This window comes from Roseofilum sp. Guam, assembly GCF_017746735.1.
Taxonomy (GTDB): Bacteria; Cyanobacteriota; Cyanobacteriia; order Cyanobacteriales; family Desertifilaceae; genus Roseofilum; species Roseofilum reptotaenium.
Genome location: NZ_JAGHZN010000034.1, coordinates 15,688 through 39,843, shown reverse-complemented (window position 1 = coordinate 39,843; position 24,156 = coordinate 15,688). Strand labels below are relative to the sequence as shown.

The 24,156-nt window shown below is 44.9% G+C and carries 13 protein-coding genes; 4 read left to right on the top strand and 9 right to left on the bottom strand.

Features of this window, described 5'->3' with window-relative positions:
• Window position 1: 1 nt before the first annotated feature.
• Window positions 2-1,510, bottom strand: a complete 1,509-nt coding sequence (locus tag J7529_RS14690; protein ID WP_318729592.1) for a CheR family methyltransferase — start codon at window positions 1,508-1,510, stop codon at window positions 2-4.
• 150 nt (window positions 1,511-1,660) lie between these two features.
• Here J7529_RS14690 and J7529_RS14685 point away from each other — a divergent pair, with 150 nt between their 5' ends.
• Entirely contained in the window at window positions 1,661-2,206 is a 546-nt protein-coding gene (locus J7529_RS14685) for a hypothetical protein (RefSeq protein WP_271938631.1), read from the top strand.
• A 109-nt stretch (window positions 2,207-2,315) separates the two neighbouring features.
• On the opposite strand, the gene folE is transcribed toward J7529_RS14685, so the two are convergent.
• The 5 genes from folE to J7529_RS14660 all read right to left on the bottom strand — a co-directional run bounded on the left by folE (window position 2,316) and on the right by J7529_RS14660 (window position 7,798).
• Window positions 2,316-3,032 carry a GTP cyclohydrolase I FolE gene (gene folE / locus J7529_RS14680; RefSeq protein ID WP_271938628.1) on the bottom strand — a complete coding sequence of 239 codons (717 nt, stop codon included), beginning with the start codon at window positions 3,030-3,032 and terminating at the stop codon, window positions 2,316-2,318.
• Between the two features lie 421 nt (window positions 3,033-3,453).
• Window positions 3,454-4,434 (bottom strand): acetyl-CoA carboxylase carboxyl transferase subunit alpha, encoded by a 981-nt coding sequence (accA, locus tag J7529_RS14675; RefSeq protein ID WP_271938623.1) that lies wholly within the window; start codon window positions 4,432-4,434, stop codon window positions 3,454-3,456.
• Between the two features lie 83 nt (window positions 4,435-4,517).
• Window positions 4,518-5,558 carry a long-chain acyl-[acyl-carrier-protein] reductase gene (locus J7529_RS14670; RefSeq protein ID WP_271938621.1) on the bottom strand — a complete coding sequence of 347 codons (1,041 nt, stop codon included), beginning with the start codon at window positions 5,556-5,558 and terminating at the stop codon, window positions 4,518-4,520.
• Window positions 5,559-5,720: 162 nt separating this feature from the next.
• Window positions 5,721-6,416, bottom strand: a complete 696-nt coding sequence (locus J7529_RS14665; RefSeq protein ID WP_271938620.1) for an aldehyde oxygenase (deformylating) — start codon at window positions 6,414-6,416, stop codon at window positions 5,721-5,723.
• A gap of 323 nt (window positions 6,417-6,739) precedes the next feature.
• Window positions 6,740-7,798 carry a hypothetical protein gene (locus tag J7529_RS14660; RefSeq protein WP_271938618.1) on the bottom strand — a complete coding sequence of 353 codons (1,059 nt, stop codon included), beginning with the start codon at window positions 7,796-7,798 and terminating at the stop codon, window positions 6,740-6,742.
• A gap of 63 nt (window positions 7,799-7,861) precedes the next feature.
• Between J7529_RS14660 and J7529_RS14655 the strand changes: the two genes are divergently transcribed.
• The 3 genes from J7529_RS14655 (at window position 7,862) to J7529_RS14645 (ending at window position 21,356) form a co-directional block, all read left to right on the top strand.
• The gene (locus tag J7529_RS14655; RefSeq protein WP_318729590.1) at window positions 7,862-13,450 is read left to right on the top strand and encodes a PAS domain-containing protein; all 5,589 of its coding nucleotides are present in this window, start codon (window positions 7,862-7,864) and stop codon (window positions 13,448-13,450) included.
• A 421-nt stretch (window positions 13,451-13,871) separates the two neighbouring features.
• The gene (locus J7529_RS14650) at window positions 13,872-14,954 is read left to right on the top strand and encodes a response regulator (protein WP_413038894.1); all 1,083 of its coding nucleotides are present in this window, start codon (window positions 13,872-13,874) and stop codon (window positions 14,952-14,954) included.
• Between the two features lie 210 nt (window positions 14,955-15,164).
• Window positions 15,165-21,356 (top strand): PAS domain S-box protein, encoded by a 6,192-nt coding sequence (locus J7529_RS14645; RefSeq protein ID WP_318729588.1) that lies wholly within the window; start codon window positions 15,165-15,167, stop codon window positions 21,354-21,356.
• 39 nt (window positions 21,357-21,395) lie between these two features.
• On the opposite strand, the gene J7529_RS14640 is transcribed toward J7529_RS14645, so the two are convergent.
• Genes J7529_RS14640 through pilM form a run of 3 tightly spaced genes read right to left on the bottom strand, consistent with a single transcriptional unit; the run spans window position 21,396 to window position 24,040 of the window.
• The gene (locus tag J7529_RS14640; protein WP_318729586.1) at window positions 21,396-22,121 is read right to left on the bottom strand and encodes a hypothetical protein; all 726 of its coding nucleotides are present in this window, start codon (window positions 22,119-22,121) and stop codon (window positions 21,396-21,398) included.
• Entirely contained in the window at window positions 22,121-22,915 is a 795-nt protein-coding gene (locus J7529_RS14635) for a PilN domain-containing protein (RefSeq protein WP_318729585.1), read from the bottom strand. Before J7529_RS14635 ends, J7529_RS14640 begins: the two co-directional genes overlap by 1 nt.
• A 12-nt stretch (window positions 22,916-22,927) precedes the next feature.
• Window positions 22,928-24,040 (bottom strand): type IV pilus assembly protein PilM, encoded by a 1,113-nt coding sequence (gene pilM / locus J7529_RS14630; protein ID WP_271938611.1) that lies wholly within the window; start codon window positions 24,038-24,040, stop codon window positions 22,928-22,930.
• Window positions 24,041-24,156 lie beyond the last annotated feature (116 nt).

Genomic DNA, 24,156 nt, shown 5'->3' with positions numbered 1-24,156 from the left:
TTTATTGAAGTTCTTTTAAGCGGTTCTTGATAAATCTCAATAATTCTTTAGTTGTATATTCTTCTGATGTTCCTATTTTAGCATCTTGAGGATGTTTTTGAAGTAAGTGTAGGGCCGTGTTCCAAAACTTGCGAGCTTGTACTTTATTCCCTTGTTGAGCATACAGAGACCCTAAATCTAAATAAGCAGAGATTGATTTTGGTTCTAAATAAATAATCCGCTTTAGGTAGATCTTTGCTTGCTCTAGTTCTCCTTTTTCTTCTGCAATTTGTGAGAGTAAATAATAGGGATCAATAGCAAATAATCTAACAGATAAACACTCATGAGCATATTGGATAGCTAGGTCTAGTTCTCCCAGATTGGCATGGGATTTTGCCATCGATAGTAAGTCTGTGAAATCCTTTGGATTTTCTTCTAAATAGTCTAGAGATTTTTTAATCAGATTAGGATACTTTTCTGGCTTAGATATTTTTTGATTCTGATTCTTGTGAGGTGAATTTTGAGGTTTGGAAAGGGTTAAATTATCAGTATTAACAGAAACATGAGCGGCAATCTGATTATCAGAAAAAGGCAACTTTAAATCCGACTTATGGGGTAAGGGATGGAAGAAAGAAGTGCTTTTTTTCTGCTCGGAAGATGTCTTTACATTCATCAAAGCACATTTTTTTTGGTACACGATAGATTCCGGAAGGGCCTTGATTTGCAGACACTGTAAGTTATGACCATATAACTCCGTATGGCTAGTAATAAAATATCCTTGATTGTGAAGGGCATTACAAAATTTCTGTAAACAAATATCAATGGCTTCTTTGGTTAAGTAAATGAAGACATTGCGACAAATGACTAAATCAAATGGTATGAACTGACCCTGGTCTTGAGGAATGGAGTCTAGGATGAGATTGCTGGTTTGAAAGTGAACTAATTGTTGGACATCAGGGTTGATTTTCCAGAGTTCTTGATGAGGTTTGAAGTAGGAGGCTTTTAATCTGGGTTCAACGAGTCTAAAAGACCAGTCATTGTACAATCCGGTCTTTGCTTTAGTGATCGCCATAGCATTAATATCTGTTCCCAGAACCCGCAGATGCCAATTTCTCCAGTCGGGAATCAGCTCCATTAACAAAATGGCTAAAGAATAGGCCTCTTCTCCCGTCGAGCATCCAGCACTCCAGACATTGAAACTGGGGCGATCGCGATCGCCAGCCTGATGACGTTGTATATTAATCAACTCGGGTAGTAAATGGGTTCGCAGAAGCTGAATTTGTCCTCGATCGCGAAAAAAATAACTTTCCCCTGTTGTCAATAGATCAATCAATGTCTCCCACTCTCGATTGCTGCGGTAACTGGGAGTAGCCAAAAGTTGATAATAATCATCAACCGAAGACAGGTGTAAGCATTGAGTACGATGAATGACCTTCTGACTCAAACTCTCATGATCCTTAGAGCGGATCGCTAATCCCGTCTTGTGGTTAATCAACTGAATCAACTGCTCTAGCAGAAAAATATTAATCATCAGACTCAGTTAACCCCCTTAGTCTTCCAATGCTCTTCTTCTGGCTTTCTTCATTAACTAGAATGACAGACAATACAGCTATGGAAATCTAATCTTCCAATTATTTAAATAGTTTTAAGCCTTAGAGACGACACAATGGAGAACAATTCTATGAATCCAGTTCCTGATTTGACCTTAGAAGAGAGAATTGTCCAAGTTGATGCAAAACTCGATCAACTCCTTCAGATGCACAGTTATGCTGAGTCTGGAGGAGCAGAGCATTTTTTGAAGCGGGAAAATGATTATTTACATCAAGCTTTAGAGATGAGCGATCGCCAGAAAGTCCTACTTCAACAAGAACTCACGCACTACCAACACAGTGTACAGAGCTTAGAGCAACAGCGACAAGAGCTACAAACTGAACTTACTCAAGTGCGCCAAATCCTCATTCAACAGGAAACCCAAATCGAAATACTCCGACAAGCACTCACCCAATCTCAAGATTATGCCCAGGAGATCGAAGCCCAACTTGCTCAAGTGCAAAAGAGAAAAGAGGAAACCGAAGCCTCTGCCAAACCTCGACTTGAAGGTATCTTTCCAGAAATTTTAGCCGAAAAATTAGGAATCTCTACAGCAGAAGTGTTCCAACAGTGGCGAGCAGGTGAACTGCAAGGATGGCATTTGGGTCGAGATCAACGGTTTTATCCAGCCCGGTAATTGCCCTCTTGCCTAAATATTGACCTGATTTCCTTGATTAAACTTTGCTACCTTGGAGAACAAGGGGCCCCCAGCCCCTTGTTGAACAGAAGGTTAGAAAAAATTGCCTTTAGAAAAAGCTGGGTTGATGACGAATCAAGTTTAAGAATTCTTCACGCACTTTTTGATCTTCCTTAAACACACCCACCATCGAGCTAGTCACTGTCCAAGATCCAGGCTTTTGCACACCGCGCATCACCATACACATATGGTTAGCTTCAACCACCACTGCCACTCCTTGAGGGTCAAGAATTTCTTGGATCGCTTCAGCCACTTGGCGAGTCAGCCGCTCTTGCACTTGTAAGCGACGGGAATACATTTCCACAATCCGCGCTAACTTACTTAAACCGACCACTTTTTGGTTGGGAATATAGGCCACATGGGCCTTACCCATAAACGGCAGCATGTGGTGTTCGCACAAGCTAAAGAGATTAATATCACGCACTAGAACCATTTCATCATGGCCTTCATCAAAAATGGCTCCATTGACCAGATCTTCTAAGGATTGATGATAGCCATTGGTGAGGAAGCGCATAGCCTCGGCAACTCGTTTGGGGGTTTTCAGGAGTCCTTCCCGCTCTGGATCTTCACCGAGTTCTGCTAACATCGTCTGCACGGAATTCATTAAGGCTTCATTACTGACATCAGAACTCGGATGGGAAATTTTTGACTCCGCACCATGGGTGGTAGAGCGATCGGGCCGACTCGATAACGGTTGATGTTCCTTAGCATCCTTATCCGAAGAATAACTCAAGGAGGGAGAACCATTAGAGGAAGCAATAGTCATAAGATTGAAAACTCTCTTTTCAGTTTAGGTGGGTGAGCAAAGACAGACAAAGAGGAACTTGGTCTGCACTAGGATCTGGGCCAGAGCTACTTAAGCCGAGCTACTGACTTTGAGGTATTGTTCCATTCCTCGATGGCTGCTGATGGGGGAAGTAATGGGGTTTGAGATCGTTTTGGAGCGATCGGAAGGATCTAGGATTGGCATCAGCAGAGAGGTTGTGTAGCTAGAGACTAAGGCTACACGTTGGATCAATTGGAATAAAGCTGAAGAAGCTTGGACAGCCCATGCCAGGGAGGTCAAGCCGTTGTAATCTAAACTTCTTGGATCAGCAAAACTCAAATCGGTAATGAGGAAAATGTAAACAATTGTTACTGGGAGCCATTATAACTCCGATTGCCCCGGTTAACACAAGGGAAAGGGTCTAGGCTGACGCTTCTAAAAAGACTCCAATGTGCCTAAACTTCTGATAGCGCCGGTCTCGGCGTTGTTGGGGAGATAGGGCATCGAGTTCAGAAAGATGGCGGAGAATAGATGTTTTCAGAATATTAGAAGCTTTTAGGGGGTCGCTATGAGCGCCACCGAGAGGTTCCGGCAATAAATCATCTAAAATCCCCAATTCTTTTAAGTCTTCGGCGGTAATTTTTAGCGCTTCTGCTGCTTGGGGAGATTTTTTGGCATCTTTCCAGAGAATGGCAGCACAGGCTTCTGGAGTAGCGACGGTATAGACGGCATGTTCAAACATCAATAGGCGATCGCCCACACCAATCCCTAATGCTCCCCCCGATCCGCCTTCACCAATGACAGTACAAATGATGGGGACATCAAGGCGGAACATTTCCCGCAAATTATAGGCGATCGCCTCCCCTTGTCCTAATTCTTCTGCTTGCAGTCCCGCCCAAGCTCCAGGAGTATCAATAAACGTGAGAATGGGCATTTTAAACCGGTTGGCATGATTCATCAATCGTATGGCTTTGCGATAGCCCCCAGGTGAAGCCATACCAAAGTTACGGGCCACATTATCCTTAGTATCCCGGCCTTTTTGATGGCCGAGCATGACAACCGATCGCCCATCAATACGACCAATCCCCCCAACCAAGGCTGGATCGTCTCCTCCACAGCGATCTCCATGTAACTCAATCCATTCCTGACTAATCGACTGGATATAATCCAACGTCGAGGGACGGCGAGGATGGCGAGCCAACTGCAACCGTTGCGTGGGAGCCAAATTGGTAAAAATCTCCTCTCGCAGTTGAACGGAGCGCTGCTCCAACTGATGAATTTGATCGGAGACATCGACACTGTTCTCTTTTGCCAATTGCCGAATGTGTTCAATTCGGTTCTCTAGTTCAAACAGTGGTTTTTCAAAATCCAGGAGTAGGGGTTTACGTTCAGGAGTATTCACATTCACTAAAGGGGAATCACATTTTCTCTTGGGCCCGTCTCTCATTTTATCGGATTCGGGTCATCTGTACTCAGCTCTGAGCCTTAAGCCTGGGGTAATAGCAGGGGACGAAATCCATGTTTGACTGAAGCTGTGCCAATTTTCTCCATTTTTTCCACCGTAATCTGATTACGACCCCAAGAAAAACTCTCATACCACTGCTCGAAGTCTAGAATCATGGCTTCAGCAAAGCAAGCAAACAACTGTCGCTCTGGCACATCCATCTGCACAATATCCATAATTTTCCATTCAATATCTAGGGACTGTTCTACAATCCCGCCATTGACCACGTAAATATCCGTATCTTGCAGTTTAGTCCCCAAATTTTTCGGATATCCCCCATCAATCATCAAACAGGGATGTTTCAGTGTAGACGCATCAATTTCTACACCCTTGGGCATACTGGCGACCCAAACCACCACATCTGCTAGGGGGAGAGCCTCTTCTAAGCTCAGAATTTTACCTCGTCCCAGTTCTGATTGTAGCGCTCTCAGGCGATCCTCTTTGCGTGCTACCAAGAGTAAATCGGCCACATCGGTCTTCTGATTCAGCCATCGACAGACAGCACTGCCAATATCTCCTGTTGCACCGCAAACGGCGATCGTCGCTTGGGATAGATCGATTCCCAACTGAGCCGTCACCTGTTCCACTTGTTGACAAATAATATAAGCGGTATGGGTATTGCCCGTTGTAAACTTTTGAAAGTCTAATTCCACATTACGAACCCGTGGGTTGTCATGAAGATTAAATTCTTCAAAAATAATCGAGGAAAATCCCCCCAAGGCCGTAATATGAATTTCATCTTCATCTTTCTGTTTCTGAGCATGGGCCATAGCGTTCAGGATTTTGCGAGTGGCCGCTTTAATCCGACGATTGGCCAACATTTCTGGGAGAAAACAGGATTCGATATACTTACCGGTTATGACTTTTCCGGTAGCGCTGGTGACTGTAATATCATCCACTGTCTGTGGAGGGGCAGAACACCAGAAATCCAATCCCTGATCTGCATATTCTGGATATCCCAAATCCCTGGCAACGGATTGGGCATGTTCTAAGCTAGTAAGGTGACCGATCAGACCAAACATGGATGTACTAAATTTAAGCCGTCTGCTAATAGAGTAAAGGACAATGGGACGAAATAGACCATTTTAGAATAAAAAGACCGATCAGATGGATCGGTCTGACCGGTAAGTTTCCTCAAATCTAAGAAAGAAATGGGTCGTCAACTCAAGGCTTCTGAGGCGAGATTAGACAGATACTAACCCATAAGCAGACATCCGCATGATTTCTCCCGTGGTAAAGCCAATGTTAGCGAGGGCTTCACCGTAGGCAATCATGAAGTCTTCAATTAAGGACTCTTTTTCCATCGCCAGGATTTTAGCATCCTTTTCCACTTGATTGAGCATTTTCCAGACGATGGGTAGATTTTGGCGGTTGGCTGCTTGCAGTTCTGCTTTAGAGTCTTCAAAGTGGGCTTTGAGCCATTCTTCACCAAAGTTGAGATGGAGATATTCATCTTTGACCACTCCTTCGGTGATTTTGCGAGCGAAGGGGTCAGCTACCGGAATATAGATATTGTAGGCGGCGATCGCAAAGCACTCAATAATCAAGGATTGAATCAGCAGACAAGTAACCACCTTGTCTTCTGCTAGGGCATCCTGGAAGTTTTGGTGCAGTTGATTAAAGTATTCTTTGGCAAACTCCATATCGGGAGTTACTTTCAAATTGTTACCGCAAGCCTGGAATCCCTTCATGTGGCGCTTTTCCATCTTCGCCAGCTTCGTCAATTCTTCTTTGTCATCGGGCAGCAGACTAGCCAAGTTAATGTAATTGTCATAGGCTTCCTGTTCCCCTTCAATGACGATCGCATTGATCCGGCTATAGGCATCTTTGTAAGTTTCGCTTTCATAGTTGAGTTCAGTGCTAACTGCAAGCTGCTGCATAGGTGATTAATCTCCTAATTCCTAATATTGATGATGTTAATCCTTAAAGATGGCAAATGTATTTGTGCCTATTGGGAGGACTGACGATTGGTAGGTTTAAGTGTAACTTAACCCTTGGCCGTTTTCATCCCCTTCTGGAGCCAGAAGGATTGAGGGTCTATCTTAATCTGAGTCTCGATCTCCTTTGTCTGGAATAATTTGCCTGAATGATGGCTATATCTATTGATTTATCTGATGATAGCGTAAAGCGATCATCTATTCATTCTGGTCTGATGGCAGATAAGCAAACATGGAGATGGGGAATTAGGGAACAGGAAAATTCCCTATTCCCTGTTCCCTAATTCCCCCATGAGCCATTGTAGGCGGATACCCGACTGACTCTCCTGGGAGTCTGGAAGCCGATCTTGCAGAGGAACTTCCAGAATTTCACTGGTGAGAGGACCGAGTTGATTGAGCATCGATCGCAGATGGGGGGTACTTGCTCCCGTGTCTACATAGAGGCGATCGGCTAAATTTCCTAAGCGTTTCCAGGTTAAATATAACTTGGCTACGGTTTGCTCGAGTTGGGTGGCCTGTTTGAGCAATTCTGAAGCCGTACTTAAACAGCCTAACCGCAAACTTTCATCCAGAGCCATCTCTAAATCTACTGAGGATTGACTCAGGACTTGCACTTGGGCGGCTGCATCTAAGTATTTTGCCAGACTTCGCGCCTCTGATGTCATTTGTTTAACGGTTTCTACATCTGGGTTCGCGGCGACCTCTTCTTGAATGCTTTGCAGGTGAGTATCGGGCAGTTTCCCTAATTCTTTGACTAAGGGGGCCAAATGTTTTGAGGCCATCGTTCCCGAAGCGGCTTTTTCCTTCACTTCATTGGGTAATAAATCTGAAGACATGGCCATCCACTCATCAGCCAATTGTTTCACTTCTCGTCGAGTAATGCGATCGCCACGACTAGCCGCATCCGTAACCAATTGTTGCACTTCTACCGGTGCTTTGGCCGTTTCTACAAACGCCCGTTTACTAAAATTATTAACCGCTTCCGGGTCTAATTGCCCCTCCTCGACCAAGGTATCAGCACTATTGGCCAATTGAATCAAAGCATAGGCTTGGCTTTTCGTAATTTCTTTTGATTTTAACCAATTGATAAATCCCGTTCCCCGGCCATCACCGCCCTTTTTCTCCCGATCGCGGATTGCCCGTAAAATACGCCCTCGCCAAATATCCGTTTGCAAATCAAAGCGATCGCACACCAACCACGCTGTATCAAGTTGTTGCTGAAACTCCTGATCTGGAATCTCTTCATCTTCAGGATCGGGTAAATTAAAATCCAGTTGGGGTTGCTCACCCAAAAGGGCTAATAGGTCGGTAACAGATTGATCCATGGTAAGGGGTAATCGCTAATCAGTAAGATATTCCATAATATAGATAAAACCCCCAAACCGTGAATGTTGAATTCTGGAACTGCTCTAACTCCCATAGAACTGAGGTCAGCCATTGTTCAAAACCCTCTGGTGGTCTCTGCCAATACCAACGTGCGAGAGGCGATCTCGAAAATGAGTGGCGCTCATCTATCGTGCCCAACCACCCGCACTCAAGAGACTCAACGGGATCAAACCCATTTAGAAGCCCTCTCCAGTTGTGTGCTGGTGGTGGAGAATCAAAACGTCACGGGTATCCTTACTGAACGGGATATGGTGCGTTTATTAGCTCAAGACCAACCCCTGGCCTATCTGCGTGTCCAACAGGTCATGAGTCCTTTAGTGATTACCGTCAAAGAGGACAACTTCACTGACCTATTTTTTGCCATTAATTTGTTCAGACAACACCATATTCGCCATCTCCCCATCCTTGATGCTCAAGAGAACTTGGTGGGATTAGTGACCCATGAAAGTTTACTCGAGATCTCGCGCCCCATGGATCTGTTGCGTCTGCGAGAAGTACAAGAAGTGATGAGTGCCGATGTGATTTGCACAACCCCTGAGGCATCCCTATTCCAAATTTCCCAGTTAATGGCCAACCACCAGGTTAGCTCTGTCGTGATGATTCAAACTCGTCACACCACCACGGGTTCTCTAGATGTCCCAGTGGGTATCATTACTGAGCGAGACCTAGTTCAATTTCATAGCTTCTATCCTCATCTGCAAGACTATACGGCTTCTAGCTTAATGAGCAGTCCCATTTTTGTGGTTAAACCCCAAGACTCCCTGTGGGCAGTGCAGAAAATTATGGAGCAACATTCTACTCAGCACGTGGTGGTGACGGGAGAGCAAGGGGAACTATTGGGAATGGTTACCCAAAGCAATCTCTTACAAGCTCTGAATCCCCTAGAAATCTACAAGTTAGTGGAAGTTTTAGAACGTAAAGTTAACCATTTAGAAGCGCAACAGGAACGCGAGAAGGTTGTGGCCGATATTGCCAGGCGGATGGGCCAATCCGTGGATCTGCAAGAAGTTTTAGAGGGGGTGATGGGGGAAATTAGACAGTTGTTGGCGTGCGATCGCGTGGTGGTATGCCAATTTCAAAGTGATGGTCATGGACATATTATTGCCGAATCTGTCGATCCTCGCTGGCCATCAGCCCTGGGACATGCGATCGCACCCTCTTGTTTTCGAGATCAACCTGCGGCAGATAGCTCCTACCCTCTGAAGGGATTAGAACCCTATCAAGTGAAGTCTAATCTGGTTATCCCCGTGATTTTAGACGATCAACCTTGGGGATTGTTAATGACTCATCAATGTGGAGACTATCGAGACTGGACGGAGGACGAGGTTGCTCTTTTAGAAGACATTGGGGTCCAACTGGCGATCGCCATCCAACATGCCAATACGCACCAAAAATTCACTCTAGAACTGAGGGCACGACAACAGGCAGAACGCTTACTGAAGGAAAGTCAGCAACAATACGTGAGTCTCGCGGAAAGCCTTTTTATTGGTATTTTTTGCACAGATAAAGTGGGTAAATACACATATGTTAATCGTCGCTGGTCTATATTAACAAGACTCTCGGAAGCTGATGCCATGGGGGATGGATGGATGCGGCTCCTCTATCCAGACGACCGGGAACGGGTGCTTAGGGCTTGGGTCAACGCCGTCGAAAATCAGTGTGCTTGTGCATTAGAATACCGTCTTCAACGCCCCGATGGCAGTACCTTCTGGGTTTACAGCCAATCTACAATAGAGCGCAATAGTTATGGAGAGGTAATGGGTTATGTGGGAAGCATTACAGATATTAGTGATCGCAAACACATAGAGACCCAACTGCAACAAACCCAACAACAGTATCAAGAAGCACAAAAAAAATCCCAGATAGGAAATTGGCAATTCAATCTACTCAACAATCACTGGTCTTGCTCGGATGAAGTCTTTCGCATCTTTGAGATTACCCCCCAAAATGGTGAACCCTCCTATGAAGACTTTCTCAACCAGATTCACCCAGAAGATCGAGAAAAGGTCAACCAAGCCTACTCTCAACACCTAAAAAATTACCAACCCTACAATATTACGCACCGACTGCTGTTTGCCGATGGGCGGATCAAATATTTGCAAGAACAATGTGAAACCTTTTATGATGCCCAGAATCATCCCATTCTCTCCCAAGGAACGGTACAAGATATTACCGATCTCCGCAATACCCAATTAGAACTACAGCACCTGAACCAAAAACTGGAAGAGCGTGTAGAAGAGCGAACTTTAGCCCTACATAATTTATCGGAGCGCCTAGAGATAGCGGTTTCATCCGCTCAGATCGGGATCTGGGAATGGGATGTGACCCATAATGTTCTCACCTGGGATCGGAGAATGTATAGTCTCTATGGTTTAGACCCCTCGAATAGCAGGAATACGGTTGAACTTTGGCAAAATTCCCTCCATCCAGAAGATGCCCCAAAAGCCATCGAAGCTGTGCAAGCAGCCTTGAGGGGAGAAAAACAGTTTAATACTGAATTTCGGATTTTGCATCCTGATGGTACCATGCGCTGGGTATATGCTACGGCGATTGTGGAGCAAGATGGGCAGGGAAAACCCCAACGAATGATCGGTATTAATCGAGATATCACCCAAATCAAAATTGACTCCCAACACCGTCAAGCCTTGATGCAAGAATTGGCAAACTTTAAGTTGGCATTGGATCAAGCGGCGATCGTGGCTATTACTGATGCTAAAGGAGTCATCAATTATGTGAACGATCGCTTCTGTGAAATTTCTGGCTATACCCAAGCCGAAATCCTGGGTCAAACCCACCGCCTGATTAAATCCGGATTCCATCCCCCCGAATTTTTCCAAAACCTGTGGCAAACCATCGCCAAAGGAGAGGTTTGGCGTGCAGAAGTGTGCAACCGAGCCAAAAACGGTCGCCTGTATTGGGTCGATACCACGATTATTCCCTTCCTGGATGCCCGGGGAAAACCCTTTCAATATCTGGCGATTCGGGTTGATATTAGCGATCGCAAACAAGTAGAAATGGCGCTCTCACGCAGTAACCAACTGCTCAATGCCATCAGCACAGCCCAGGCGCAATTTATCACGGCTGGTAATCGGTTAACTATTTTTGAAGGACTCCTTTCTAACTTGCTTGAACTGACGAAGAGTGAATATGGTTTTATCGGTGAAGTGCGCTGTCAGGATCAGAACAGTTCTATCCTCCCTTCGACTTCGCTCAGGGAGCAGCAGGATAAGCGTCCTGAATGTAATGAAATCTTGCTAAAAATTCGTGGCGTTCCTTACCTAAAAACCTACAGTATGAGCAATGGGGTTTGGGATCAAGCTACTCCAGAATTGGAGAATATCAATACCCTGTTTGGGGCTGTGGTGATGACCGGAAAACCGGTAATGACCAATAGTCCCAACACCGACCCCCAGCACTGTGGCATTTCCGATGGTCATCCCCTCGTGAAGACCTTTTTAGGTCTGCCCTTTTACAGTGGATCGACTCTCGTGGGAATGGTGGGGATGGCCAATCGAACCCAGGGCTACGATCGCCAGATCGTAGAAGAATTAGAACCTTTTCTGAGTACCTGTAGTAACCTCATCCAAGGCTATCGCCTACAGCGCAAGCGAGAAGAAACAGAACAGGAAAATGCTCGGCAACTGGCCAGCATTGAGGCTGTGGTAGATGGTATTGCCCTTCTGAAGGGAGATTACTACGAATATTTGAACCGTTCCCATGTACAGATGTTTGGCTATGATGGGCCCGAAGAGCTAATCGGCAAGAGCTGGAGAATCTTGTATTCTGAGCAAGAACTGAAACGCTTTGAGGAAGAAATATTCCCCGTACTCCTCGAACAAGGGTCTTGGAGAGGGGAGGCAATAGCCACTCGTAAAGATAGATCGACCTTTAATGAATATCTCTCCCTGACGCTCACGGACGATGGGACACTCATTTGTGTCTGTCAAGATATTACCGATCGCAAACAGGCGCAAGCCCAACTGGAACCCCAGATGGCAGCCATTGAAGCGGCGATCGATGGGATAGCGATTCTCAAAGATGATCGCTATATCTTTATCAACCAAGCTCACCTGAGTCTCTTTAACTTTACTGATCCCCAAGAATTGCTCGGACAAACTTGGCGCAAGCTCTACGCTCCCGAACAAATCCAATTCTTTGAAGAGCAAGTCTTTCCTGTCCTGGACGTGAAACACCAATGGCGAGGCACCACCTTTGCCCTACGGCAAGGTGAACCTTTTGCCCAAGAACTCTCCCTTACTCTCACGGACAATGGGTACTTAATTTGTGTGTGTCGAGATATTAGCGATCGCCAAGCGGCTGAACAACAACTGCGACAAACCAACCAAGAACTCGCCCGCGCTACTCAACTCAAAGATGAATTCCTGGCCAACATGAGCCATGAACTTCGCACGCCTCTCAATGCCATCCTGGGAATGACGGAAGGACTGCAAGAGCAAATCTTTGGCGAAATTAATGAACGACAGCTCAAAGCCATACAAACCATTGAGCGTAGTGGTTCCCATCTACTAGAGCTAATTAACGATATTCTGGATGTCGCTAAAATCGAATCGGGCCAAATGGAACTAGAATATGGTCGTGTCCCGGTTGCCCCTCTATGTACCTCTAGTCTGGCCTTTGTCAAACAACAAGCTCTGAAAAAAGGCATTTTTCTAGAAACCCAGATCGCCAAGAATTTACCCGATCTTTGGGTCGATGAGCGCCGTATTCGCCAAGTATTAATTAACTTGCTCAATAATGCGGTGAAATTTACTCCGGACGGAGGCAAAATTACGCTCAAAGTAGTGAGTCGGCATTCCTTGAGTCAGGAAGAACCTCTTTGTTTTCCTGAAATTCGCAACGTAAATACATTTTACCCAGAAGGGGACTCCGATCGCCAAGATCCGGGATTCACGATTCATCATTATCTACGCATTGGTATCAGCGATACGGGAATCGGGATTGCGCCAGAAAACTTAGAAAAACTTTTTAAACCCTTTGTGCAAATCGATAGCGCCTTAAATCGAAAGTATACCGGGACAGGATTGGGCTTAACTTTAGTGAAGCAGATTGTGGAACTTCATGGGGGTAAAGTAGTGGTGAGGAGTAAAGTAGATTGCGGGACTTGTGTCAGTATAGATCTGCCTTGTCTGGAACTGCCCTCTACAGAAGTCAAGCCATTTACAGAAGAGGAGAGTGTTCAAGATGCTCTCGCTTCTACTACGGCGCGATCGCCATTAATCTTGCTTGTCGATGATAACGACGCAAATATTACGACTCTGTCAAGTTACTTAAACGTGAAAGGCTATCAACTGTGCATTGGTAGAAATGGCTTAGAAGGAGTAGCTTTAGCAGCCTCAGAAAAGCCTGATATTATTTTAATGGATATTCAGATGCCGGAAATGGATGGTTTAGAAGCGATCCAGAAAATCCGTCAGGATCTTCAGTTGGTGGATATTCCGATTATTGCCTTAACTGCTTTAGCGATGGAAGGCGATCGCGATCGAACCCTAGAAGCAGGAGCCAATGAATACCTGAGTAAACCGGTTAAACTCAAACAATTAGTTACTCTCATAGAGCAGCTTTTTGCTTAAACAGCCAGAGAGTAGCGCGTTCTACCCTAAGAGTTAATGTCGGCATGAAAGCCCCCAAAATAAAGGGTACTCTTCTTTACAGTATAGAGTATAATGGATAGGGTCCATAGACCCACCCGCGACACAGATATAACAGAGAGCCTTACGTAACGAAATCTAATTTCAACGAGTGGCGTATAGAGCTGTGGTAAACCGGGACAATGAGTATAGGGCAATAATGATGTTAATTCTGGGATCTTGATTAAGGAAGTAGAGCTGGGCAAAGCCTCACTCAGACACGCGACATCTCGATCTAAAAACTAGATGGAGAATCCAGCACTCTACCGTTGGCGAAGCTGTGCTCAAGGCACTAGGCTAGATCAGAGTGGGGAATTGTCACCTAATCTAGACCAGACATAGGGTAAATAAACAGATGAATCAGATCAATGAGTCTTCTATTTTAATTGTTGATGATGAACCCGATAATTTTGATGTTATTGAAACCCTATTGAGTAACCAGGACTACAACCTCTATTATGCGGCCAATGGTCAAGAGGCCCTGACTTCTCTAGAAACCTACAATCCAGGTCTGATTCTCCTGGATGTGATGATGCCTGGAATTGATGGGATTGAAGTTTGTCGGCAGATTAAATCTCTGGCTAAATGGAAAGTTGTCCCCATTATTATGATCACGGCATTAAGTGAAAAATCAGATCTCGCCCGTTGTTTGAATGCAGGAGCAGACGACTTTATCAGCAAACCCGTGAATGGGATGGAACTTCGCGCTCGTATCTCCTCAATGCTCCGAATTAAGCAGCAGTATGACGAGCTAGAAAGCCTGCTCAAATTACGGGAAGATATGGTGAAAATGGTAGTGCATGATTTACGAAACCCTCTAGGCAGTGTGTTATTTGGGTTAGAGCTACTCAGAACCCGGGAGTATAGCCCAGAAAAACAAAAAGATAAACTCGATAGAATCTATCATTCAGCCCAAGCGCTGCAAGTTTTAATTGATGATTTATTGAAAATTTCTCTTTTAGAATCGGGGAAAGTTCGCCTGAACTTACAAGAAATGGATCTAGCTGTCCTGGTGAGTTCAGCCATTTCTAATTTTGAAGAGATCGCTGCTAATAGAAATCAAATCTTAATTACCCTCTACTCAGAAGAACCCAGAAGCGTCATTGCCATTGATGAAGCGATGATGCATCGGGTATTAGATAACTTACTCTCCAATGCCATTAAGTTTTCGCCTGTCGATAGTCAGATTATTATTCACTTAAATGCTCCCATTTCTGGGCCCATTACGTTGGAAGTCCTGGATAAGGGGCCTGGAGTTCCAGAGTCTTTGAAAGAGAAGATTTTTGAGAAATACGAAATTGGCAATATTTTGCCTGATATTTCACAGATTGGATTAGGCCTAGCGTTCTGTAAATTAGTCGTAGAGGCCCATGGGGGGGACATTCAGGTGAGTAACAATAAACCCCATGGCTCAATTTTTAAGATTACGCTCCCGATTAAATATTAAAGATTAACCATTAATAATTAAATTATTACGAGGGACTTGTACTGAATGATAAAGTTTCCTCGTATGGCACTATTGACTGGGTTCAGTTAATCTATGAGAGCAGAGATAGGACGACTCACGATCCTGTATTAGCCTCGCAGTGGGTCAACTGGCCCCGACCCAGAGCCATTTTTAATTTTTAATTTTTTTAATTTTTAATTGATATGAGCCATGTTTTTTAATCCGACAATCCTGACTAAACGAGGTGAGGGTTACCGTGCTATTGTCCGGAAACCTCTGGTCGCATCAACCGATACTTTGGTGAGGGAAGCGATCGCTAAAATGAGTACTGTTCATAGTCATTGTAACTTGACTCAAGGCAACCAGAGAGTTGCGGAGAATCCGTATATTCAATCGGTTTCTGGTTGTGTTATCATCACATTAAAGAAAAAAGTTATCGGTATTATCACAGAACAAGATCTAGTGCGCCTATTAGCTCAAGAGCAACCCCTAGACCAACTCACCCTAGGAGCAGTGATGACCCATCCAGTGATTACCTTGAAAGAGGAAGAGTTCATGGATTTATGTGGCGGGATTAATTTACTCAAAGAGCATCACATTCGCCATCTACCGATTGTTGACCCTAAAGAGAACTTGGTTGGATTGGTAACAGATGAGAGTCTGAGGCAACTATCTGGACCCATAGATTTATTGCGCTTGTGTCTGGTACAAGAAGTAATGACACAGAAGGTAATTTGCTCGAGTCCCCAGGATTCCCTCTTGCATATAGCCCAAGTGATGGCCAAGCATTCGATTAGTTGTGTGGTGATCGCCGAGCAAGGATTTCCGGTCGGCATTATCACGGCGCATGATGTGGTGCAATTTCATGCTTTGGGAGTCGATTTGGAACGGGCGATCACCGAGAAAGTGATGAGTTATCCCGTGTTTACCGTGCAACCAGGAGACTCCCTATTGTCTGTTCAGCAATTGATGCAGAAGTATTCGATTCGGCGTGTCGTCGTCACCTCTTCTGAAGGAAAACTCTGTGGGATTATCACAGAAACGAATCTATTGGAAGCGCTCGATCCTCTAGAACTGTATAAATTAGCTGACGATTTAGAACAAGAAGTCATGCAACTTGAAGCACAGAGGATAGCCTTACTCGAAGCTCGGAATGCTGAATTAGAGCGGGAAAAATTAATTGCCGATGTCGCCACTCAGATTCGCTCTTCTCTGAGTTTAGAAACCATTTTGCAAACGACGGTGGAACAGGTTAGACCCTTACTGGAGTCAGATCGGGTGCAGATTTGGCACTGGCAACCCCATGGGGAAGTGCTAGTAGTCGCTGAATCGATTGATCAAGGACAATCCTCTCACTTGGGAGAGAGGATGTTGGGCTGTTGTCCAGAACAAATCAATCAGTCTTATGATCCCGAAGATATTGGAGCGATCGCTGATATTGAGATGATCTCCATTCCAGAGTGTTATCGCCAACAGTTGAGAGATTTGCAGATCCGATCGCAAATCCTCATCCCTCTATATTGTTGTAGCCGTGAATTGTGGGGTTGGCTGAATGTCAGCGAAAGCCTGCAACCCCGGCAATGGAAACCGTCGGAAGTGAAGCTATTGCAAACTTTAGCAGTGCAATTGGAGATTGCCATTCAACAGGCAACGACCCACGAAAAGCTACAACAAGAACTTCGGGAGAAAGAAGAAGCCCAAAATCGCCTGCGCGAAAGTGAGCAACGCTACGCGAGTCTAGCAGAAGCAATTCCTGTGGGTATTTTTCGCACAGATCAATCGGGCAAGTGTATTTATGTCAATAGTAAATGGTCTGCCCTGACGGGAGTTTCCCTAGAGCAAGCCTTGGGAGATCAATGGCTATATGTAATACATCCAGAGGATCGTCCCCGGGTGAGAGATGTTTGGACACAAGCTATGGAAAACCATAGTCCTTGTCAGTTAGAGTACCGCCTGCAACATGCCGATGGACGTATAATCTGGGTGTATGGACAATCGGTGGTTGAGCGAGATCATACTGGGGAAGTGGTGGGTTATGTCGGGAGTATCATTGATATTAGCGATCGCAAATCAGCCGAATTGCATGTAGAACAAGAAAACCGTTTTTCTGGGCAAATTTTAGATCAAATGGCAGAAGGGTTATGTGTATGTCATCACATAGAAGAATTTCCCTTTGTGCAATTTACCGTCTGGAATCAGCAAATAGAACGGATTACTGGCTATAGTTTAGACGAAATCAATCGATTAGGCTGGTATCAGAGTTTATATCCCGATCCAGAGATTCAACAGCAGGCGATCGCCCGGATGGAGCAGATGCGAGACGGACATAACCTGATAGCTGAAGAATGGGAAATTCAACATAAAGATGGATCGAAACGACTGATCGCTATCTCAACCTCTTTACTCCAGAGTGAAGAAGGGACAACCTATGTGTTGGGGCTGATGCAAGATATTACCCAACGAAAACAAACGCAAAGAGCGTTAGATAATCTGGTGATTGGAACCGCAGCAACCACAGGAGACAATTTTTTTCCGGCCTTGGTTAAGTATATTAGTGAAGCCCTCAATGTTTCCTATGCTCTAGTTTCAGAAATTGTTGGCAATCGGCTTTCTACTTTAGCCTTTTGGGGGAAAGGTCAATGGCACACCCAATTTAGTTATCCGATCGCGAATACTCCTTGCGAACAAGCTCTTGATCGGGGAGTTTATGTTTGTATTAATGCTGTGAAGGAACATTTTCCTGACGATCCCGATTTAGGAGTGCTAGGTGCTGAAAGCTATTTGGGAATTGCCATCTATAATGCTCAGGGAGAAGCGATCGGTAGCCTTTGTATTTTAGATACCCAACCTCTGCAAAATCCCCAATGGGCAGAACAGATCCTCAGAGTGTTTGCAGCGCGTGCAGGAGCAGAACTCGAACGCCAACGAGCAAGTCGCCTGCTCGAAGAACTTAATCAGCAACTGGAAAATAAAGTGATTGAGCGCACTGCTGCCTTGAAGGATCGGGAAGTTCGCTATCGAGCGCTGATGGATGGAGCCGGTGATGCTATTATCTTAACGAATCGACAGGGCAAAATTCAGGAAGTCAATATTAAGGCACAACAATTATTCGGTTATAGTCGGGATACCTTCTGTCAAATGCACTGGAGTGATGTGTTTCCACTAGAAACATTATCAGAGATGGAAGAGGCATTTGAGGCGATCGCCAATCAGGACATTCATCAATTATTGGATATAGAGTGCGAATCTGAAACTGGAGATCTCATCCCTGTTGATGTTTCAACTTCTGTCATTACCATTGAAGGAGAAACCTTGATTCAGGGAATTTTCCGAGAGATTACAGCCCGCAAACAAGCTGAGCTAGAACGACAAGAGCTGATTGCTGAGTTATCGACTTTTAAGGAAGCCCTAGATCAATCCGCTCTTGTAGCCATTACTGATGCTCAAGGAATCATTACTTATGTCAATGAGGAATTCTGTTCCCTATCAGGTTACTCACAACAGGAGCTGATCGGCAAAACCCATCGGGTCATTAACTCAGGTTACCATGACGCAGCCTTTTTCCAATATCTGTGGGGTACCATTAGCCAGGGGAAAATTTGGAACGGAGAAATTTGTAATCGTGCTAAAAATGGCCAATTATATTGGGTATCGAGTACTATTGTGCCCTTCATTAATGGCCAAGGTAAAGCCTTTCAATATTTAACCATTCGCTTTGATATCACCGCTCGGAAACTAGCTGAACTAGCCTTACAAGAAAGGGAAACCCAATTATTGTTAGCATTAGAGGTCTCTGGGGCGATCGCCTGGCAACAAGATTTACGAACGAAGAGCATATATTTTTCTTCCACTCTTAATCAAGATATGCCCGTAGAAATGGACTGCGCTCAAGCCCTAGCCCTGGTTCATCCTGATGATGTTCAGAGGCTTCATCACGCCAATCAAAAGGCGATTAAGGAACGGGGTTCTTTCCAAATTGAACATCGAGTCTGTGCCGATCCCAATCTTATCAATCCATTCTGGCATTGGTTTCAAGTGAATGCTACAGTGGTGTGCGATCCAGAGGGACAACCCATCCGCATGATTGGCATGTCTGTAGACATTACAAAACACAAATTAGCGGAACAAGAACTACAAGAAGCTAAAGAAGCTGCCGAATATGCTAATCGTGCCAAAAGTGAATTTTTAGCTTTGATGAGTCATGAGATTCGCACCCCTATGAATGGAGTTTTAGGGTTGACGCATTTGATCCTAAAAACGGATTTAAATGAGGAGCAAAAAGACTATCTGAAAAAGATTCAGAGTTCCGCCCATTCCTTGTTATCCATCCTAAATGATATCTTGGATTTCTCTAAGATTGAAGCAGGGAAAATGCAGTTAGAATATGCCTCTTTTCAATTAGAAACAATTTTAGATAACTTATATAATCTGTTTTCATTTAAAGCAAAAGAAAAGGGTTTGGATCTGTTGTTTGAAGTCGATAGCAATGTCCCCAGTTATGTGATAGGGGATTTTCTGCGGTTGAGCCAAGTCTTGATTAATTTTACCAGTAATGCAGTAAAATTTACGGAAAAAGGCTGTGTAATGATTAGCATTGAGACCTTGGCCTTAACGGAAAGGTTGGTCAAGCTTAAATTTGAAGTCAATGATACCGGTATCGGTTTAACCTCAGATCAGCTTGATACCCTCTTTGAAGCCTTTACTCAAGCAGATGCATCCATTAGTCGCAAGTATCAGGGCACTGGGTTAGGATTAGCGATTTGCAAACGTCTGGTGACCTTGATGGGAGGTATGATTGAGGTTAAAAGTGAGGTTAATCAAGGGACGACCTTTTCCTTTGAATTGGAATTCCCCTATCTGTGTGCTTTAGGGGATTACTCTCAATCCCTAGAGATTCCTAATTTAGCTGGTTCAAAGGCTTTAGTAGTTGACGATCATCCCTTCTCTAGGGAGATGCTCGTGAAGATCTTACATTCTTTTGGCTTGGAAGCAATGGCAGTGGGTTCTGGAGGGGAGGCGATCGCCTCTTTAGAAGCAGCAAGGGACTTGGCTCCATTTGATCTAGTCTTAATTGATGCTTATATGCCCAACATGAATGGTTTGGAAACCTTAAGACGGATCAAAGCCGATCCCCTTTTGGCGGGTATTGCCCACATGTTAATGGTGACAGCTCATACGGAAGAGCGTATTCTAGAAACTGCTCCCTGGTTAGACCCGAAGGTGTTGGTCACCAAACCCATTAATCGCTCCCAATTATTGGAGACGATTCTTTTGGTTTTAGGGTACAACATCCCTTTTAATCAAAATCTATCGATCGCTTCCTCTTCTGCTTTGGATGAACAACTCAAACAGATCGAGGGCGCTCAGATTTTGTTGGTCGAAGATAATGAGGTGAATGCGTTAATTGCACGGGAACTGTTGCAGAGTGTGGGGCTGAAGGTCGAGTGGGCGATCAATGGTAAAGAGGCAATCTCGAAAGTGCGATCGCACGCTTTTGATCTGATTTTGATGGATATTCGGATGCCTGAAGTTGACGGATTAACCGCCACTAGAGAGATTCGCGCTATAGCAGAGGAAGGGAATTTAGAAACAGAACGGTTTGCGACGGTGCCGATTGTGGCGATGACTGCCCATGCTATGGATGGCGATCGGGCTAAAAGTTTAGCCGCAGGTATGAATGATCATGTCGCAAAACCCGTGAATCCCGAAGCCTTATACTCAGCTCTTCTGCGCTGGATTGCTCCGGGAATGTATACCACACCGGAGGAGAGTCAACAGCAAGTAGAGCATATAGCCCAGCAGGAGAAGGATAAACCTGTTTATCCCTCTGTACCAGGGATTAATGTAGAAGCCGGTTTATCCCGTATGCAAGGAAACTGGCAAGGGTATCAAGGATTACTGAAGTTATTTTATCAGCACTACCAGGACTTTGGCTTACATTTCAAAGGGACAATTGGCCGCCAAGAGTGGTTACCCGCACAAGAGCAGGTTCATGGTTTGAAAGGAGCAGCGGGTAATATTGGAGCTAATCGGGTATATGTCTGGGCAGTGAAGGTCGAAGAGATGTTAAGGTTAGATTCTCTCAATGTTGAACAGTTACAAGCTGGTCAGGTGGGATTACTCGAAGCATTAGATCAGGTATTAGAGGGTATTAAACATTTACCAGATACTCTCGAGGAGCAGAAGCAGTGGAACCAGGAGCGCATTGCCCAGTTAATTAGTGAGATTCTCGATTTACTCGAGACTGATTTGATTGAGGCGATCTCGTTAGTCGATGATTTGAAACAGGAGGCGATCGATACGCCCCTAGAATCGAAAATTCACCGACTTGAAGAGCGACTCGAAGACTTTGAAATTGACGAAGCTCACCGCTTATTTGAAGATCTACGCGCCATGCTATAGGAGAGAAACAGTTTTCTCCCCTATAGCATGGTGTGCGTTTTAACCTTCAGGAGCAGCTTCAGCTTCAGCTTCAGCTTCCGGTGGCGGTGGTGGTGGGAGTTCAGCAGGAAGTAGAGCCTTGATTTCCATTTCTGTCATGAGTTTAGGTGCATTCTGGGCCACTAAATTCCCCCCTTGATACAATACCTCTTGGGAAGATGGATCAACCGTGACTCTCATAGAATCTACCACTAACAAAGGTTGCAGGCGCTCAAGATTGAGTAATACCAAACGAGTCTGATCGAAGGTTCCCGAAAATTGGAGGCGGTAACCCTGGCTTCTGAGCTTACTATCAACTTCTGTCCCCAAGGAGCCATCTTCTATTAATTGTATGCCTTGAGAATCTGGCTCAAACTGCATTAACTCCACCCCCCGCTCCTTAAGAATACGGTTAATATCGAGCAGTAGAGTATCCAGGGCGGCATCATCTGCAAATAAGGTCGTCACATCTTGGCTTTGTTGCTTGGCTAGTTCTTGATCTTCTTGGGCTGCCAGAAGCTGATTTTGCAATTCTTGCTCTTGTCTAACCTGAATTTGTTTATCATTAACCTCGGCTTGCAGTTCCTTATTTTTCTCCATGGCCGGCAGGACTTGGCTATAGGCTAAAAATGCCGCTATTCCTAAACCCACTACACCAATGCCAATACCAATAAATAGATTAATTGGACTACCGCCTTTACCTTCGTCTTCAGCCCCAACTGTTCCTAAATCTCCTGCTAGTGTCATTATTCTAAAATCCCCTTTTCTCTTAATGTTTCAATCCGACTAACTAAGCCAATTGCTCCTTTACTTTCCAGTTGGGCCATTAATTCTGATGCCCCTTTGTCGGATAGGGGTGTTTCAATGTTAAAGGCCACCACATCTGGCAGGCTAACTTCTAAATCGCTACCTTCTGGCACTTCGACTTGAGTATTGTTCGCTTGAAGGTTCGCACGAAGAAGTTTAGTTTTGTCGCCAGCTAAAAAATCGGAGTTTTTCAGCAGCAGCATGAAATCATTGACATCATCATAGCTGCGGGCACTTCCCTGAATTTGTAGCCCTTTGACATTCAGGGTTGCGTCTGGGGTTTCTGGAGAGGCATTGGGGTCAGGAAATTGTAACTCGATTTGTTCAACACTACTAATCTGAATGCTTGCCGGAGCGCGATCGCGGATTTCTTGCAGCAGAGCTGACCAGGGTTTAATCTGGTTAAACACTGTTGCCAGGGCCAGGGTTTGGGCGCGGATCGCCTCAGTTTGGGTTTGTATTGACCCAATTTCCTGGGTTTTCGCCTCTTGTTGTTCAATGTTAGCGTTAATCCCATCTAATTGAGCTTGCAGATCGGCATTTTGCGGGTCAATAACGAATAGTTTTACCCCCAAGCTTCCACCCACAGCGGCTGCTCCTACAACCAAACCGGCGATAATGGGAATTGCATTCGTGGGACTAGCGCTACTGCCTCCCCCTCCTTTTTGGTTAGTTGCAGGAGTCTCTAAATATCCAGGTCTATCCTTAAGAAAATTAATATCGAGTCCATACATGGGTGTTTTCCTCTATATCACATATCGTAAGCCTAGGCCCAAGGCGATACCCAATCCAGGCCGTTGGGCAGGGGGGATTTCCTGGTCTATTTCCAACGACAGTGCTTCAATGGGATCGACTTGGGATGTGGGAACACTGAGCCTTTGAGTTAAAAATTCATCTAATTGACCAATCCCCGCCCCACTCCCGGCGAGCAGGAGTTGGGCGACTTCTTGGTTTTCCCCTTGGTTTACATAAAAGTCAATGGATCGGCGCAGTTCATCGGCCAATTCTCCCAATACTCTTACCATAGCAGCCGCGCCAGGGTTGGAGCCAGTCATACCGGTTTGTACACTATCTACGGGAGTTAGGGGAATGGTCATTCCTTGGAGAATTTCGGGGTTCCGGGATGGGGGCAGGTTCATCGCTTGACAGAGGGCATTTTGGATCTGGCTGGTGCCGATGGGAACGGTACGGGAAAATTGGGGTACTCCATCAACAACGATCGCAATTTCTGTGCCTTCAAATTCTATATTAGCGATCGCCACAGCTTCCCCTAGGGCAAAGTGTCGCAATTCTTCGCGAATGGTACGAATCAGAGAAAAGCTACTAATTTCTAAGACATCCAGACGTAACCCAGCCTGTTCAAAGGTATTAATATAATTATCGGTGACCTCTTTGCGCGTCGCTACTAATAAAACCCGGACCTTTTCAATACCATCATCATCGACCATCAGATCGAGTTTCTGGTAATCTACATCTGCTTCTTCTCGCGGGAAAGGCAGGTATAATCCGGCTTCCTGGTTTAGTACCATTTCCCGCAGTTCATTATCATCTAACTCAGCCGGGACAGGGATCAGGCGGGTTACTGCTTCTCGTCCAGATACCGCAGAAGCGGCATTTTTTACGGTAATTTTATTTTCCTCCAGACAGCTTTGAATCAGTTCTGCCATCGCAGGAGCATCTAAAATCTGTCCATCTTCATAGATACCTTCTGGCACTTCTATAGAGTGGAAAGATTGAAGTTTGTATGCTTGACCCTTTTTCAGGACTTGAACAATATTAATCTGTTCTGGAGTCAGTTCAACTCCAATCCCTTTTGGCCGTTTAGATAATAAACCTTTGAGGTTGTCAAGAAGATTCACAGTAGTAGCTTCCGTTCTGAAAAACTTTAGACCAACTATGACAGACTTAGACTAAGCTGTACATAGTTGATGATCTAAACATTTAGTCAACAGTCTTGAACCTAATCTGGAGTCGG